The 16,674-nt window shown below is 68.5% G+C and carries 14 protein-coding genes; 12 read left to right on the top strand and 2 right to left on the bottom strand.

Annotated features, from left to right (window positions below):
• Window positions 1–130 precede the first annotated feature (130 nt).
• Genes ACM6LR_RS36560 through ACM6LR_RS36590 form a run of 7 tightly spaced genes read left to right on the top strand, consistent with a single transcriptional unit; the run spans window position 131 to window position 6,642 of the window.
• The gene (locus tag ACM6LR_RS36560) at window positions 131–1,231 is read left to right on the top strand and encodes a polyprenyl synthetase family protein (RefSeq protein WP_414945428.1); all 1,101 of its coding nucleotides are present in this window, start codon (window positions 131–133) and stop codon (window positions 1,229–1,231) included.
• Complete coding sequence (gene crtI / locus ACM6LR_RS36565; protein WP_414942354.1) at window positions 1,228–2,745, top strand: phytoene desaturase family protein; 1,518 nt, start codon at window positions 1,228–1,230, stop codon at window positions 2,743–2,745. Before ACM6LR_RS36560 ends, crtI begins: the two co-directional genes overlap by 4 nt.
• Window positions 2,742–3,704: a phytoene/squalene synthase family protein gene (locus ACM6LR_RS36570; protein WP_414942355.1), complete on the top strand. Its 963-nt coding sequence runs from the start codon at window positions 2,742–2,744 to the stop codon at window positions 3,702–3,704. Before crtI ends, ACM6LR_RS36570 begins: the two co-directional genes overlap by 4 nt.
• Window position 3,705: 1 nt before the next feature.
• The gene (locus ACM6LR_RS36575) at window positions 3,706–4,047 is read left to right on the top strand and encodes a lycopene cyclase domain-containing protein (RefSeq protein WP_414942356.1); all 342 of its coding nucleotides are present in this window, start codon (window positions 3,706–3,708) and stop codon (window positions 4,045–4,047) included.
• The gene (locus tag ACM6LR_RS36580; protein ID WP_414942357.1) at window positions 4,044–4,367 is read left to right on the top strand and encodes a lycopene cyclase domain-containing protein; all 324 of its coding nucleotides are present in this window, start codon (window positions 4,044–4,046) and stop codon (window positions 4,365–4,367) included. Before ACM6LR_RS36575 ends, ACM6LR_RS36580 begins: the two co-directional genes overlap by 4 nt.
• Window positions 4,368–4,372: 5 nt before the next feature.
• The gene (locus tag ACM6LR_RS36585) at window positions 4,373–5,095 is read left to right on the top strand and encodes a class I SAM-dependent methyltransferase (RefSeq protein ID WP_414942427.1); all 723 of its coding nucleotides are present in this window, start codon (window positions 4,373–4,375) and stop codon (window positions 5,093–5,095) included.
• A complete protein-coding gene (locus tag ACM6LR_RS36590) occupies window positions 5,092–6,642 on the top strand; it encodes an FAD-dependent oxidoreductase (protein WP_414945429.1) in 1,551 nt (516 codons plus the stop codon). Before ACM6LR_RS36585 ends, ACM6LR_RS36590 begins: the two co-directional genes overlap by 4 nt.
• A 197-nt stretch (window positions 6,643–6,839) precedes the next feature.
• Here ACM6LR_RS36590 and ACM6LR_RS36595 read toward each other — a convergent pair whose 3' ends face one another.
• Entirely contained in the window at window positions 6,840–8,327 is a 1,488-nt protein-coding gene (locus tag ACM6LR_RS36595; RefSeq protein WP_414942359.1) for a cryptochrome/photolyase family protein, read from the bottom strand.
• 286 nt (window positions 8,328–8,613) lie between these two features.
• The gene (locus ACM6LR_RS36600) at window positions 8,614–9,405 is read right to left on the bottom strand and encodes a hypothetical protein (RefSeq protein WP_414945430.1); all 792 of its coding nucleotides are present in this window, start codon (window positions 9,403–9,405) and stop codon (window positions 8,614–8,616) included.
• Between the two features lie 759 nt (window positions 9,406–10,164).
• On the opposite strand from ACM6LR_RS36600, the gene ACM6LR_RS36605 reads away from it, so the two are divergent.
• The 5 genes from ACM6LR_RS36605 to ACM6LR_RS36625 all read left to right on the top strand — a co-directional run bounded on the left by ACM6LR_RS36605 (window position 10,165) and on the right by ACM6LR_RS36625 (window position 16,670).
• Window positions 10,165–13,035 (top strand): type 2 lanthipeptide synthetase LanM family protein, encoded by a 2,871-nt coding sequence (locus tag ACM6LR_RS36605; RefSeq protein WP_414945431.1) that lies wholly within the window; start codon window positions 10,165–10,167, stop codon window positions 13,033–13,035.
• Window positions 13,036–13,048: 13 nt separating this feature from the next.
• Window positions 13,049–13,243 (top strand): hypothetical protein, encoded by a 195-nt coding sequence (locus ACM6LR_RS36610; protein WP_061982621.1) that lies wholly within the window; start codon window positions 13,049–13,051, stop codon window positions 13,241–13,243.
• Window positions 13,244–13,332: 89 nt separating this feature from the next.
• Window positions 13,333–16,221 (top strand): ATP-binding protein, encoded by a 2,889-nt coding sequence (locus ACM6LR_RS36615; RefSeq protein WP_414945432.1) that lies wholly within the window; start codon window positions 13,333–13,335, stop codon window positions 16,219–16,221.
• A 3-nt stretch (window positions 16,222–16,224) separates the two neighbouring features.
• Window positions 16,225–16,464 carry a glutaredoxin family protein gene (locus ACM6LR_RS36620; RefSeq protein WP_414942364.1) on the top strand — a complete coding sequence of 80 codons (240 nt, stop codon included), beginning with the start codon at window positions 16,225–16,227 and terminating at the stop codon, window positions 16,462–16,464.
• The gene (locus tag ACM6LR_RS36625; protein WP_414942365.1) at window positions 16,461–16,670 is read left to right on the top strand and encodes a ferrous iron transport protein A; all 210 of its coding nucleotides are present in this window, start codon (window positions 16,461–16,463) and stop codon (window positions 16,668–16,670) included. The genes ACM6LR_RS36620 and ACM6LR_RS36625 overlap by 4 nt, the downstream gene beginning before the upstream one ends.
• Window positions 16,671–16,674 lie beyond the last annotated feature (4 nt).

The raw sequence follows: 16,674 nt of genomic DNA on the forward strand, positions 1-16,674 counted from the left end.
TTCTGACGCTTTCCTTGCCATGTCGACGACACGTCCTCCAGGTGCGACGGATCACCGGGTCCAGTGGACAAGCTACACCAGGTATGAAACGGTTGCGAATCGAATGGGTCGGCAACTGGAGGGTGGTCGGATGGCGGTGACCGTGGCGGCGGGAGTGGCGCCGGCGGAGGAGTCACCTGCCGTGTGGCTGGACAGGGTAGGTGAGCGTTGCCTCGCCGAGGCGCACGACTTCGTCACGGCGCGGGCGGCGGAACATCTCTCGGGTCATCGCGAAGGCGCACTCGCGGAAACCGTGATACCCGAGTTCGTGGCGGGCGGTAAATGCCTGCGGCCGATGTTCGCCCATGTCGGCTGGTGTTGCGGCAGACCGGAATCGGATGCCGCGCTCCGTGCCGCGTCCAGCTTGGAATTGCTGCACTGTTTCGCATTGGCGCAGGACGACGTGATGGACGGATCGTCGGTCCGGCGACGACGCCCCGCCCTGCACGTGCGGTTCGCCCGCTGGCATGCCGAGCAGGGGTGGAGCGGTTCCGCGACGCGGTTCGGCGAATCGGCGGCGACCCTGTTCGGTGACCTGTTCCTGGTCTGGTCGGAGCAGTTGCTGCGGGAGAGCGGCCTGGATCCGGAAACACTGGCTCGGGGCTGGCCGGTGTACGACCTGATGAGGGCCGAACTGGCCGTCGGCCAGCTCGGCGATCTGGTGAACGACGCGCGCTCCCTGCCCAGCTGGGACGGTCTTCTCGATGTCCTGCGGCGCAAATCCGGCAACTACACCGTCCGGCGCCCCCTGGAATTCGGAGCGGCGCTGGCCGGATGCGGGCCGGCCGTGCTCGCCGGGCTCGCGGAGTACGGCGGTCTCCTCGGCGAGGCGTTCCAGTTCCGCGATGACCTGCTCGGCGTGTTCGGCGACCCGGCGATCACCGGAAAACCCGCGGGACAGGATCTTCGTGACCGGAAGGCGTCCAGCGTGATCGTGCTCGCAGCCACTATGACCGACCGAGGGCAGCGAACCGAGCTGACGAACCTCATCGAACTGACCACTGTGGACGATGCTGCCGTCTCGCGCTGGCGAGAGCTCATCGTCGCGACCGGGGCACGAGAACGCCTCGGAGAGCTGATTCGGGAGCGCGCCGAGAAGGCTCTCGCGGTGATCGATCCGGCGGTCGTACCGCGGCACGCCGCGGAAGTACTCGCCGTGCTCGCCGCCCGGTGCACGGAGCGAGACCAGTGAAGACGGTGCCGGGGCCGACGAACCGGGTCGTCGTGGTCGGAGCGGGACTCTCGGGATTGGCCGCGGCGCTGCACCTGGCGGGTCGAGGACGCGAGGTCGTCGTCCTGGAACGGGACAACGGGCCAGGCGGACGGGCGGGCCGGATCGACCGAGACGGCTATCTGCTCGACACCGGTCCCACCGTCCTGACCATGCCCTCGATTCTTCAGGACACCTTCGGGGCCGTCGGTGCCGAGCTGGCCACGGAGCTGCCGCTGACCCGTCTGGATCCCGCCTACATGGCCCGGTTCGCGGACGGTAGTTCTCTCCCCGTGCACACCGACGGCCTGGCGATGGCGGACGCGGTCCGCGAGTTCGCCGGGTCGGCCGAGGCCGCCGGTTATCTCCGGCTTCGCGACTGGCTCACGCGGCTCTATCGCGCCGAGTTCGACCGGTTCATCGACAGGAACATCGACTCCCCGCTGGGCATGGTCCGGCCGGAACTGGCCCGCCTGCTCGCGCTCGGCGGCTTCCGCAAACTGGAACCCAGGATCGGCGCGTTCCTTTCCGACGAGCGTCTGAAGCGTGTCTTCACCTTTCAAGCCCTGTACGCGGGCGAGTCACCGATGCGCGCCTTGGCCCTCTACGCGGTCATCTCTTACATGGACACGGTCGGCGGCGTGTACTTCCCGCCCGGTGGCGTCGCCGCCCTCCCCCTCGCTCTCGCCAGGGTCGCCGCGGCAGCCGGAGTGACCTTCCACTACGGCGACGCGGTGGAAGGGCTCGAACGGACCGGCCCCCGCATCTCGGCCGTCCGAACGGTGTCGGGTGAGCGCCATCCGTGCGACGCCGTAGTCCTGACTTCCGAGCTGCACGAGAGCTATCGGTTGCTGGGGCACGCTCCGCGACGGCCTGCCCCGCTGAGGCCCGCGCCGTCCGCGCTGATCGTGCACGCGGGCGGTCCCGCCCGCGAGACAGACACGGCGCACCACACGATCTCGTTCGGGCGAGCGTGGGACACGACGTTCGACGAACTCATCACCGACGGCCGCCGGATGTCCGACCCGTCGTTGCTGATCACCCGGCCCACCGCGACCGATCCCGGACTCGCGCCACCGGGACGGCAGTTGTACTCCATCCTCGCCCCGGTACCCAACCTCGAACGCGGGAACATCGACTGGAGCATCGAAACCGCGCCCTATGCCGCGGAAATCCTCGACTTGGCCCGAAAACGCCTGCTCCCCGGATTCGAACCGGAGTTCACCGAGATCATCGGCCCCGCCGAGTGGGCTGAGCGCGGACTGGTCGCCGGGACACCGTTCAGCTATGCCCACTCGTTCGGCCAAACCGGACCGTTCCGGCCGAAGAACCTTCCGCGTGGTACCGAGAACGTGGTCCTCGCCGGAGGAGCGACCGTACCCGGAGTCGGCGTGCCGACAGTGCTGATCTCCGGGCGGCTCGCCGCCGACCGCATCACCGGGGTGACACGCGGTCGCTCACGAACCTTCGACCTGGCGAGAGAAGGCGCGCGATGACACGACGAGAACTCGATGCCGCCGGGATCGGCACTCCCGCGCTTCGCGACGCTTATGCCCGATGCCGTGAGCTCAACGCCCGGCACGGCCGTACGTACTTCCTGGCGACACGGCTGCTGACTCCGGCACAGCGCCCGGCCATCCACGCGCTCTACGGGTTTGCCCGCTGGCTGGACGACATCGTCGACGAGCCGGCGCCCGGTGCCACACCGGACACTCTGGACGCACAGTTGTCCGCAGTGGAGGATCGCTTCTTCGCCGACCTAAGTGCGGGCCAGAGCGAAGATCTCCTGTTGACAGCCGTGATCGACACCGCGACTCGATACACGTTGTCCCCGGCGTACTTCAAAGCCTTTTTCGCGTCGATGCGGATGGACCTCACTGTCACCGGCTACGCCACGCGGGCCGAACTCGACACCTACGTGCACGGCTCGGCGGAGGTGATCGGCCTTCAGGTACTCCCGGTCCTCGGCACAGTGTCCTGCCGCGAGGAAGCCGCTCCTCGCGCGGCCGCACTGGGAAAGGCCTTCCAGCTGACCAACTTTCTGCGCGATGTCGCCGAGGACCTCGAACGGGGCCGCGTCTACCTCCCCGCCGACGAACTGTCCGCGCACGGCGTCGACCGCGACCGCCTGAGCTGGTGCTCGAGCAACGGCGGCGCGGATACCGCGGTGCGAGCCGCGATTCGGCACCAGATCGCGGAAACACGACGGATCTACGCCGAAGCCAGGCCCGGGATCGCGATGCTGCATCCGATCTCACGGCCGTGCGTGAGTACCGCGGCGACCTTGTACGGCCGGATCCTGAACCGGATCGAAGACGCCGATCACGACGTCTTCGCCGGCCGGGCCACGGTGTCGCGCGGGCTCCGCCTCGCAGTCGCCGTCGGCGCCGTCGCCCGCACCCAGTGGGCACGACAGCGGCATGCGGCGCCCGCTCCCCCGATGGCGGTGGCCTGACGTGGGCAAAGTGGAGTACCTGCTCGTCTTGGCTGCCTGCGTGATCGTGACGCTCCCGCTCGAACTCGCAGGTGCTCGGGTGTACCGGCGTCCGCGACGGCTGGCCCGCGCGCTGCTTCCGGTAGCCACGGTGTTCCTGGTCTGGGACGCGGTGGCGATCGCCGGCGGCGTCTGGAGCTACGCACCCGAGCTGGTCACGGGAATTCGCGCGCCTTTCGCCATTCCTCTGGAAGAAATCCTCTTCTTCATCGTGATCCCCATCTGCGGGGTACTGACCTACGAGATCGTCCAGGTCACCCTCGCCGCCTTCCAGCGGCGCGGCGCGAAAGCGGTCCGGCGATGATCCCCTGGGGCTACACCGTGCCCGTCGTCGTCGCGGTCGCCGGGGTCGTGTTCGCTGAACTAGTCCTGCTGCGGACCGGGTTGTTCCGACGGCTCCCGTACTGGATCACGATCGTCATCGTCACCGGTTTCCAGATCCCGGTCGACGGCTGGCTGACCAAACTGTCCGAACCGATCGTCCTGTACGCGCCCGAACACCTCACGGGTTGGCGGTTTCCCTGGGACATTCCGGTCGAGGACTTCCTTTTCGGCTACGCACTGGTCACCGCCGTCCTGCTGTTATGGGAACGGGCCCGGCTACGAGAAGAGGAGCAGGCGTGAGCGGCATGGCGCGCGACGGTCTGCCCCGTGCGACCGTCCCCTCGGCGTTCGACACCGAGGCTCGCTGGTACGACCGGCTGGTCGCCAGGAATCCGGGTTACCACGAACATCTGCGGCTCTCCGCCCTGCGGCTCGACCTTCCCTTCGAGACGCGCGGGCTTCGCCTTCTGGACGCCGGCTGTGGCACGGGCGCGTCCACAGCGGCACTGCTCTCCGTGGCGCCGGACGCCGCGATCACGGCGTTCGACGCGTCCGGGGAGATGCTGAAAAGAGCTCGCGCCAAGTCCTGGCCGGCCAACGTCGAGTTCGTGCACACGCCCGTCAAGGAACTCGCCGGCATCCAAGGACCCTTCGACGCCCTTCTGGCTGCGTACCTGCTCCGTAATCTCGCGGACCCCACAGGCGAATTGCGGCGGCTGCGCGGGCTACTGAAGCCGGGTGGCCAAATCGCCCTGCACGAGTACTCGGTACGGGATTCCCGGCGTGCTCGCTGGATTTGGAAAGTGGTGTGCGCGGGCGTGATCATCCCGCTCGGGAAGGTCACCACCGGCGACGCGACACTCTACCGGCACCTTCGCCGCAGCGTGCTGGAATTCGACGGCATCGGGGCGCTGACCCAGCGCCTGTACGACGCGGGATTCACCGATGTCCGCACCGAATCAATGCCTGGCTGGCAACGCGGTGTCGTGCACACCGTCCTCGGTACCAATCCGCTGGAGACACCGTGACTCCCTCTCTGGGCACCGACCCTCGAATCGTCACCCGGCCGGCACTGGCAGGCCTGTCCGACGCCGGAAAGACCTGGCGACGTCCCACCGCGGCGGTGGTGGGCGCGGGAATCGCCGGGCTCACAGCGGCCACCGGGCTGGCCGAACGCGGCGTCACCGTCACCGTCTTCGAACGTGAAACCCATCTCGGCGGTCGAGTCGGCGGCTGGCGGGAGCGGTTACCGGACGGCTCCGACGTCACCATGAGCCGCGGCTTCCACGCATTCTTCCGTCAGTACTACAATCTCCGCGCGCTGCTGACCCGGACCGATCCTCACTTGGAACGGCTCACACCGCTGACCGACTATCCACTGCTCGACGCGCACGGTCGAACCGACACCTTCGCCGGGCTCCCCCGCAATCCACCTTGGAACGCGCTGGCCTTCGCCTGGCGCAGCCCGACCTTCACACCGCGAGACCTGTTGCGGATCAGCGGCCGGGACGCGCTGCCCTTGGCGACGGTCAGCGTGCCGAAGACGTACTACGAGCTGGACAAGACGGATGCGAAGTCCTTCCTGGAGTCGATCAACTTCCCGGCGGCAGCACAGCACCTCGCGTTCGAAGTCTTCTCGCGGAGCTTCTTCGCCGACCCGAGCGAGCTCTCAGCCGCTGAATTGGCGACCATGTTCCACCTCTATTTCTTGGGCTCCAGCGAAGGTCTCGTCTTCGACGTGCCGACCGAGCCCTTCCCACAGGCACTGTGGGATCCGCTGGCGGCCTATCTCGCCGGCAGGCGGGTCGAGATCCGCACCGGTACCGAGGTGAGCGCGCTGGAGCGCACCCCCGACGGGTTCGACGTCGAGGCAGCCGGCCGCACCGAACACTTCGACGCCGTCGTCCTCGCCTGCGAAGTCACCGGGCTGCGAAAGATCGTCGCGGCGTCACCGACACTCGGCACGGCTCCCTGGCGCACCGCCGTCGGCGCCCTGCGCACGGCCCCCCCCTTCCTGATCCGACGGCTCTGGCTCGACCGCCCAGTCCACCCCGACCGGTCACCTTTTCTCGGCACCGGAAGCGTCCCGCCCCTTGACAACATCAGCCTGCTAAATCGATTCGAGGGAGAAGCCCGGCGCTGGGCCGCGCACACCGAAGGCTCCGTGGTCGAACTCCACGCCTACGCGGCCACCGAAACCGATCAGGAAAGCCTGGCAGGCGCCATGGACGAACGACTGCACGAGATCTACCCGGAAACGCGCGAGGCAGGCGTGATCGGCGCGATCAACCTGTGGCGCCAAGACTGTCCGCTGTTCGGCGTCGGCGACTTCGCGCGACGCCCCACAGTGACGACACCGGACCCGGCACTGGCACTGGCGGGCGACGGCATCCGCATCGATCTGCCAGTCGCCCTCATGGAACGCGCCGCGGCCACCGGCTGGACCGCGGCCAACACCCTGCTACAGCACTGGGGGATCACCGGGCACCCGGTCCGGTCGGTTCCCAACCGCGGCCGAATCGGTGTTCTCAACCGCCTGGCCGAGTCACGGTACTTCACCGGAGCACGAGTGTGACGAGGGCGGACGCGGACCTCGCCGGGTCAGTACGGTGACCCGCCTGCAACGGTGTCCAGCAGGCGAGCCAGCTTCGGACGCGGTGCGCGAGTAGTCGGCACAGCCGGGGATTCCGCGCCCAGATACCGAGTATGCCGCAGCCTCGTCCGTCGTTGACGCTTCACGAAGGACACTCCTCGTATCGGCGCCGCCATGTCTCAGAAGACCTCTCTCCGATTTTCCTGCTCGACCAAAGCGTCCAAATCAGACAGCCGCTTCAGCCCGGCGAGCGGCTGCCGCATGCGCTGGTTGTCCCGCAGCCTGGCGGCGTTGCGATCGAGAAAGGCCCAGTAGCCCGCCGTGAACGGGCAGGCGTCGGGACCAACACGGACCTTGGGATCGAATCGGCAACCGGCGCAGTGATCGCTCATACGATTCACGTACGCCCCGCCCGCGGCGTAAGGTTTCGTCGCGACGACGCCACCGTCTGCGTACTGGCTCATGCCGATCACGTTCGTCGCCATCACCCACGGGAAACCGTCGACGAAAGCGGTGGCGAACCACTCACTGAGTTCACGTGGCTGGTAGCCACGCTGCAAAGCGTGGTTGCCGAGGATCATGAGTCGTTCGATGTGGTGGGCATAGCCTCGATCACGTACTCCGGCCAGCACGGTGCCGAGACAGCGGGCTGTCACCGCTTCCGGATCGAGATCCGACCACCACGACGGTACTGGGTTGTCGGCTTGGAGCCGGTTGCTGTCGAGATAGTCCGGGCCCAGATGCCAGTACAGATGCCACACCCATTCACGCCAGCCGAGTACTTGGCGGACGAATCCCTCGACGCTCCCGAGGGGCGCCACGCCGTTTTCGTAGCGGCGTTCGGCTTGCTCGACCACATCGAGGGGATCAAGCAAGCCAAGGTTGAGCGGCACGGACAGCAGGGCATGAGACATGGCCCAGTCCTCGCTGAGCATGGCGTCCTGGTGTCGCCCGAAGGTGGCGAGCCGCGTGTCCAGGAATACTTCGAGTGCGCGCTGTGCTTCGGCATTGCTGATCGCGAACCTGCGTGGGCCATCTGCTCCGACCGGACAAATCTTCCCTCGGCGGGTGAGGGTTTCGAGATCCGAGCGGACCTGCTCGTCGATGTCGTCTTCGCTCGGAAACCACGGTTTCGCCACGTCGAGAGTCCGCTGTTTCGGTGGCGGCTTTCGATTGTCATGATCGAAGTTCCATCGCCCCCCGGCAGGTTCTCCATCGGGTTCCATGAGCACCCCCGAACTGCGGCGCTGGTCTCGGTAGAAATCCTCCATCAAAAATCTTTTGCGTCCCTGTGCCCAGGAAGCGAAGTCCGCCTTCGAACGAACGAACCCGCGTGTCGGGAAAATCTCGGTGACCAGACCTTCGGCGTGCAGTCTGCGCACCAACCGGTCTGCCGCGTGGGACCCTGGTTCGTGCACGACGACTGGCTTGCCCAGCTTCACCAGTCCGGCTCGGTAGGTCTCTGCCCGTATCAAGGTGACCCGCTCGCCGAGCTCTGTCTCGAGCCGTCGCAGTGCGGCGAGAACGAGATGGAGCTTCTGCCTGTGATATCGCTTGTGCGCGAGGGCGTGCGCCGACTCGATGAGCACGATCGGCCGCTCGGCCAAGTCCCCACCATAGAAGTGTGGACCGAGCTGATCGGCGAAAAGCCACAAGGGTTCCCGCATGACACCAGCTTGCCGGTCCGGCGAGTCACTCGCATCACGACAACACGGTCGTGGCGGCGTGTAAGGACCCACTCCCCCACCTGCCGCCGTGAGACGGGCGAGCGGTGCACCCACCGCGGCCGGGCGCACCGCAGCCGTCCCGCAGCACGTGCTCATCACACCGGCGGGCACCTGCTGGAACCGCTACGCTCCACACGACCCACTCACCGGTCTCGCTACCGAACACGCTCCGAACGCCGCCGCTCCGCTCATGTCGAGCGCGTCTTCGGATCTGCCGGCGGTGGGCCTATCGTCGGAACCAGCGCCGCCGCTTGAGTGAGGTTTCCGCGGGGTCGGTCGGCTGCAGTCCCAATCTTCCGGTCAGGAAGAAGGTCCCACTCACGATGTCGCCGCGCGTGGGTGGTTGATCGAGGACGGTGGTCGCGATAGCGACGTCGAGTTCGATCGCGGCGATGGTGCGGACCCGGATCCGGTGGAATGCCGTGCCGGTAACGGTATTCACGGGATTCTCGATTTCGATGACCTCGCCTGCGAACAGCGCGTGGGCGGAGGGCGTCCAGCCGGGCGAAGGTTCTACGGGCCGGATAGTTCCGGAGGGGATGAAGTGGTCGGCGGCGAATTTCGGCCCGTCATCGCCCTGTGCGGCGTAGTAGGCCTCGGCGTCGACGTGCACGGTGACGTCTTCTGCCAGGGCCGCCAGCACCAGGGATCCGTTCTCGAGCCGCCCGCCGGAGTGGGCGAGGACCGCTCGGTCTTCTAGCTCCACCGCGATGGGACAGATCAACTCCCCATCGACGCCGTCGAGGAGTTCGAGCATCGCGGTCTCGTCATCGACGAGGCGGACGTCGCGCACCGGTACCGCGGGTGCCGTGCCTGCCAGACACGGCAGGAGGAACTCGATCTCGCGGTTGCGGATCTGCGCGACCAGCCGGGCGCCAGAGGGATCAGTCCATACATGTTCGCTGATCTTCCTGGCGATCTGCCGGGCTGTGCCCGCACTGATCAAGGAGACGACCTTCTCCCCGAACTCGTCCTGGCTGGTGACACTGATCCCGATCGCCTCGAAGTGGCTGGACACGATCACTCCCCCTGTTCCACCGTCGACTGGAGACTACTTGCCGGGCCGGAACAGGGTCATCCGGTCTATGTGGGGCGCGGCGGGCAGGGCGGCGCGGCCGCCTAGTGGCTCTTGCGCCGCCGGGCGGGCACTAAGGGCCGCCCACGAGGTCGTATGCCAGGAAACAGTCGTTGGAGGCCTGGACGATAACGCTCGTCACTGTCTCTCCCCGCGGGACGATGCCTGCGGTGAACACGAGGTGCGAAGATCCGAACACGGTGAGGACGGCATCGACTTTCGCCAGCTTCGTGTCCAGGCCTGCACGAGGTGTGCAGTATGTCGTTGTTTTTGTTCAGGAGTTTTTCGTCCGGCCTTCTCCCCGGTCAGGTGCATTCTCAGAGTCCTCATCGACTGAGCGAACCGCTGTCATACAGGACATCGACGGGCTCGGAGCGGATTGTCTCCTCAGCCATCGCCACTCCCGCGGCGCGGGCCGAACCCCCAGTGAACCGGCCCGCGCCCGACGTCGCGGCGATCCCCCTACGATCGCCGCGAGTTCCCGCCACCCGACCATGGTCGACCCGGGACCGGTCCCGGCGCATGGGTGCCGGGACCCCATATTCCCGGGCTGCCGTGCCCCTTCACCTACCGCGAGTAGTCGACTACTCACGTTACGTGAAGCCGGGGCGGTCGTCACTCTCCGGGCATCTTCGTGCGTGCGCTGAATGTGGGTGTCGCACCCCCATGTGCGGGCACCGCCGAACTGAAAGCATCACTGCCGTGACGCCCCAGCTACCGGCGACGTCCCTGCCGCTGAAGTGGTGGGTGCACGGCCAGACCCCGCGCGAACGGAAAGCGGACAAGCCCGCATGGGCGGACTTCGCCGAACACGCCGTCACCACGCTTCTGCCGGAGCGCCCCCCAGTTGGTGACTGGCGTGTCGCGTTCGCCGGGGTCTTCAGGTCGTTCGTCGACGCCGCGTGCCGTGCGGCGGTCCCCGGCGACCTCGCCGACGCGGACATCGACGCGCTCCGTCAGGGTTTCGCGGTTCAACTCGACCAGCATCTGCTGAAGCTCTCGGTCCGCACGCTGGTCCTCGAACTCCACCGTGCCCGCAAGGCAGGAACCCTCCAGGGCGAGACGCCTGAAGAGCGCTTCGCGGACTTCGTGCGGCAGCAGTCCACTCCGGCCGGACTCGTCCGGCTGTTCGGCGAATACCCGGTTCTGGCCCGGCTGATCGCCCAGTCCTGCCTTCGCGCCGCCGAAGCCAACGCCGAAACGCTCACCCGTTTCTCCGCCGACGCCGACGCTCTGCCCTGCTCGGTCGCGGACGGCGAACTCGGCACGCTCGTCGAGGTCGCGGGCGGGATCGGCGACTCGCACGCGCGGGGACGTTCGGTGAAACTGCTCCGCTTCTCCAACGGCGCCAAGATGATCTACAAACCCCGGCCGCTGATTCTGCACGAGCGCTTCACCGAGGTCGTCGAACAGCTCAACAAACGGCTTCCCGGCCTCGAACTGCGGACCGCGGACGCTTTGCCGCGCGACGGCTACGGCTGGCTGCGGTTCGTCGAGCACCGGCCGTGCGGCGACATCGCCGACGTCGACCGCTTCTACCGCCGCCAGGGCATCCTGCTGGCACTCCTGCACGCGCTCGACGCCACGGACGTGCACTACGAGAACATCATCGCCGACGGCGACCAGCCGGTGCTGATCGACATCGAGACGCTGTTCCAGCCGTCGCCTGCCGAACCGCCGGACGGCGACCCCGCGGCGGCGATGCTGGCGCGGTCGGTCCAGCGCACGCTGCTGCTCCCCCAGCTCTTCGCCGGGGAACACGGCGCCGTCGACATCTCCGGCCTGGCAGGCCGAGGCGGCAAGCTGCCCACCGACCGGGTCGATTGGGCCGATCCCGGCACCGACCACATGCGGCTGGTCCGCGTGCCCGGCGAACTCGCGGGCGGGAACAACCTCCCGCGCCTCGACGGCCGCGACGTCGCCCCCGCCGAGCACAGCGCGGCGCTGCTGGCGGGTTTCCGGCTCGGCTACGACGCGATCTCCAGCGCGCGGGACGAACTCGCCGAGCACCTCCGGCGCTGCGCCGAGGACCCCATCCGGGTGCTCATCCGGCCGACGAACTTCTACTTCCGTTTGCTGGACGAGACCACCCATCCCGACCTTCTTCGCGACGCCGCCGACCGTGACCATGCGTTCGACCTGCTCGAAGAGGACTCGGCCGGAGAGGAGAAGCTCCTCCGGCTCGTGCCGCACGAGCGTGCCGACCTATGGGCGGGCGACGTCCCGATGTTCACCTCGGCCCCCGGCTCGACGTCGCTGCAGGACTCACGCGGCGACAGCGTCGAAGGCGTCGTCGACCGGCCGTCGCTGGACACCGTGCTCGCGAAGGTCGCCGACATGGACCCACTCGACCAGCGCGACCAGGAGTGGTTGATCTCGGCCACCCTCGCCATCAGCACGGCGACCGCCGGGCACCACGGTAGCGGCGAGACCGTCGAAACGGCGGTGCCGAACCAGGCACCCGACGCGGAACGCCTGCTGGTCACCGCGTGCGGGATCGCCGATCACCTCGTCGCCAACGCCTTCTCCGACGAACGCCGCTCCAACTGGCTCGGGATCGAACTCGTCGACGACCGCTACTGGACCGTGCTGCCGATGGGCGCGGGCCTCGGTGAGGGCTACTGCGGGGTCGCCTTGTTCCTCGCCCAGCTCGCCGAGCTGACCGGGATCGCGCGTTACCGCGACCTGGCCGCGTACGCGATCACGCCGCTCCCCGGCCTCTTCGCCACGCTCCGGGCCGACCGTGAGCTGGCCGCCACCGCAGGCTGCGGAGGGCTGCTGGGTCTCGGCGGCGTCGCGTACACGATCGCCCGGCTCAGCACCCTCGTCGGTCTTCCCGCGGGCGACCTCATCGAACAAGCCGTCGAGCTGATGCCCGACGCCACCTCCGAGACGCCGTCCGGATTCACGACGGGCCTCGCGGGCGGCGTAGCCTCGATGCGCTCGGTGTATGTCCAAACAGGACTGGAGACGGCGCTGGCACGGGCGGGTCGCTACACCGAGCAGTTGCTCGATCGCGAACGTCCACAGAGGACGGATTTCGCGCACGGTTCCGCCGGGATCGACTGGGTCCTGCGTGCGCACGACCGGACCGGCGAAGAACCGCCCGGAAAGGCGGACGATCGGGCGGAAAGCACCGGTGGCTGGTGCGACGGTCTCGCGGGCGCCGCTCTCGGCCTGGCGGCCAACCTACCCGATCCCGCCAACGCCCTGGAACTGGACCAGACCGTCAAACGGTTGTCCGACGAGGCACCCTTGCGGGATCTCAGTCTGTGCCACGGCGAGTCCGGAGTCTTGGAAGTGTTGTGCGTGCTGGCGGAGAACGGGCACACTGGCGCCGCCGCGGCGGTACGACGGCGGACCGGCCATCTGTTCGCCGCCGTCGACCAGCGCGGTACGCGCTGCGGGACCCCCGGCGCGATCCCCTCGCCAGGGCTGCTGAGCGGCCTGGCGGGCATCGGCTACGGGCTGCTGCGGCTGGGATTCGGCGATCTGGTCCCGTCCGCGCTCCTGCTCCGCCCCGACCGTCCGCATCCGGCGGCCACCATCGTTCAACCGGCAAACCGAGTATGAGGAGAAAACCCGAATGTACGAAAGAGATCTGCCCGCCACCGAAGACGCCCTCGGCGCCGTGAACCTGCCGCGCGCCCTTGAGGTCGGCTCGCGCAACCACGCGCTGGCGGGCAGCAAGCCGCGGCTGAGCGCCAACCCGCTCGCCACCCTGTCCGGCGACCCCGGCTCGCCGTCCGTGGTCAGCGTCTTCGCCGGCGGCTGGATCTGAGAAAGGCTCACGAAGGCGGGCTCGCGCCGCCCGCCTTCGTGATCAACTCTTCGCCGTAGCACGGGAATCCGCTCGCTATAGTCACGGCGGTGGGGATCCGTTCGTCGCGGGTGATCGGTCGCGACGCTGAACTGGCCGAGCTTTCCGAAGCTCTCGATCGCGCCATCGCCGGCCGCGGCGGCGCGATCTTTCTCGTGGGCGAAGGCGGGATCGGCAAGTCCCGGCTCGCCATCGAAGCCGCTTCACGAGCGGTCGCCGCGGATATCCCGGTCCTGCAGGGCAGGGCCAGTTCGATCGGCCCGCTCGTCCCGTTCCGGCCGTTGACCCAGGCGCTGCTCTCGCACTTCCGCGGCGGCGGCCCGCCCGAAGCGGCGGAACTCGACCCGTTCATCCCGGTACTCGCCCAGCTCGTCCCCGACTGGAGCCAAGGCGACCGGCCGCGGGAATCGGGCTCCTTGATGGTGCTCGCCGAAGCGGTGTTCCGGCTGCTGGCCGTCACCAGCCGCGACCGCGGCTCGCTCCTGGTCCTCGACGACCTCCAGGACGCCGACGCCGAAACGCTGTTCATCCTCGAATACCTGGTCGACAACCTGTCCGCGGCGCAGACCCTGTTCGTCGGCACACTCCGCAACGAACCCTCCGATGCCCTCCGCCTGGCGACCTCCGGTGCCCAGCGGATGAGCTGCGCGGTCCTCGAACTCGGCAGGCTCGGCCTCGCCGACACCCGCGCCCTCGCCGCGGCCTGCCTGGAGACCGAGCCGGGGTACCTGCCGGCGCCGGCCGCGGAACTGTTGTGGCGCAACAGCGCCGGCCTTCCGTTCATCGTCGAGGAACTCCTCCACGGCATGGTGAACGACGGCCTGCTGGTCGAGAGCCGGGACGGCTGGCGCGTCATCGGCGAGCTTCGCGCCCGCGTGCCCGCCGCGCTGGTCACCAGTATCGGCGTCCGGATGGGGCAACTCGGCGAACAGGCGGGAGAACTGCTGTCGGTCGCCGCGATCATCGGCCGCCGTTTCCCGCTGTCGGTGGTGCAGACCGTCACCGGCACCAACGACCGAACGCTGCACAACCACCTGACCGCCGCGGTGTCGGCGAACCTGGTGACCACCGACGAGACGACGCCAGGCTGGTACGCCTTCCGGCATCCGCTGACCGCGGAAGCGCTCCTGGAGCGCCAGTCCCCGGCGCGGAAGGCGGCGCTCGCCCGTCAGGCCGCCGACGCCGTCGAGAAGCTGTACCCGGGACTGCCGGGCGATCTGTGCGCGCTCGTCGCTTCGCTCCGGCTGACCGCGCTGGACGAGCGGGCGGCGGGACGGCTGTTCGCCGAAACCGGTCGTCGCGCCCTCGACGCCGGTGCCGCGGACTCCGCGGTCACGATGCTCACCAAGGCCGTCGACCTGCTCGCCGGGGCCGACGCGGGTGATCGTGCCGAAGTCCTGGAGACGCTGCTGTACGCACTCGGGCAAACCGGTCAATTCGACCGCGCCGTCGAGCTTTCCGCCGGTTTCGGCGAGATCGGGACACTCGAACGAGCCGCGAAACTGCATACCCAGCTGGCCTGGGCCGCCTACATCGCCGGACGGCACGACGAATGCCTCGGCCAGATCGAACGCGCCCGCGCTCCTCTCGGTTCGGCGATCTCGCCCGCCCAGCGAGCCGCGCTCGACGCCGTCGAAGCGAACCTCTGGCTCGACGTCCCAGGCCGGACCGGCACGGCGGAACGACTCGCACGTCAGGCCTGGAAAGTGGCCGAGGAGACCGCGCAGCCGTTCGTCGTCTGCCAGGCGCTCCAGGTGCTCGGCATGCTCGCGCTGTCGCGTGACCTCGCCGAATCCGAGCACTACATGCAACTCGCGCGGCGGACCGCCGAGGACAACCACCTCCACCACCTCCGCACCCAGGCGCTGGTCCGGCTCGGTGGGCATCGCGTGCTGATGAACGGCGACGAGCAGACCCTGCTGCTCGCTCGCGCCGACGCCCAGCGGACCGGATCGATCACACTGCACTGCGCGGTCGATTCCGTGCGCACCATGCACGCGATCCTGCGCTGCGAGTTCGAGACCGCGCACGCACTGCTGGAGGAGAACCTCGCCGTGCTCGGCAGGCTCCGGCTGACCGCGCTGCTGCAGTACGCGCATATGACCACGGCGATGTCGGCCGGGCACCGGGCGGACCGCCCGGCGATGGAACAGGCGCTCGAGGACTTCCGGGAGAGCGGCGGCGAGAACGCGCAGGAGATGGTGCTGAGCATCGGGCTGGCGCGGGTCTTCTGCTCACTGCTCGAGGAGGACTTCGACCGGGCACGCCGGGAACTCGAGCAGGTGACCGAACTGGAGGACCGGCGGCCGAGCCGGTTCCACCTCGCCGGGCAACACGGGCTCAGGACGCTCGTCGACACCCTCGGCGGCGCCGCGTGCCCCGAAGCCGGATCCGCCGTGAGCGGGATGCGATGGAACCGGCAGTTCGTCGAATTCGCGCACGCCGTCGAGCACGGCAGGCGAGGCGACGCGACCGAAGCCGGGCGAGCGGTGGCAGCCGCGTTGAAGACGTCGGAGCCCTATCCGCTGGCCCGGCACCTCGGACTCCGGCTGATCGCCGAACCGGCCGCCGCCGACGGCTGGGGCGATCCGGCAGGCTGGCTCAAGCAGGCCGAAGAGTACTTCCACGGCCGGGACATCCAGGCGGTCGCGGCCGCCTGCCGGAGCCTGCTCCGCAGACTCGGCGCACCCGTCCGGCAGCGCCGTGCCGGTGTCGACCGCGTCCCCGGCGACCTGCGCGCGTCCGGCGTCACCGTCCGCGAGTACGAGGTGCTGGTGCTGCTCGCCGAGCGCATGGGCAACAAGGAAATCGGCGCCCGGCTGCACATCTCCCCCAGGACGGTCGAAAAGCACGTCGCGAGCCTGCTCGCCAAGACCGGTCTCGCCGACCGTTCGGCCCTCGCCGAACACGCCGCCGGACCGCGACCTGGCATGCTGTGATCCATGAGCGACCTCACCGTGTACGGCGCCGGCTGGTGCCCCGACGTGAAACGCAGCCGTGCCCTGCTGGACGCCGAGGGTGTCGAGTACGACTACATCGACGTCGAAGCGGACTCCGGCGCCGAAGAGACCGTGCGAGCACTGCAGGACGGTGAGCGGCGGATCCCGACCATCGTCTGGCCGGACGGAACCCACCTGGTCGAACCGAGCGACGACGAGCTCACCGCGCACCTGAACCGATGACCCTGCCGGACGTCCCGGTCGGCACGAGGGTCGTCGTGCGCTACCGGATCGAAGGCGGGTTCACCGACGCGCTCGGCTACCTGCGCTCCCGCGACGACGCGGAATGCACCGTGGAGACCAAACGCGGTCTCGCGACGATCCGGCTGGCGGATATCGTGCTGGCGAAGACGGTTCCGCCGCCGCCGGTGCGGCGTCCCGCCTCGTGAGCGG

This window comes from Amycolatopsis sp. cmx-11-32, from assembly GCF_047608695.1.
Classification (GTDB): Bacteria; Actinomycetota; Actinomycetes; order Mycobacteriales; family Pseudonocardiaceae; genus Amycolatopsis.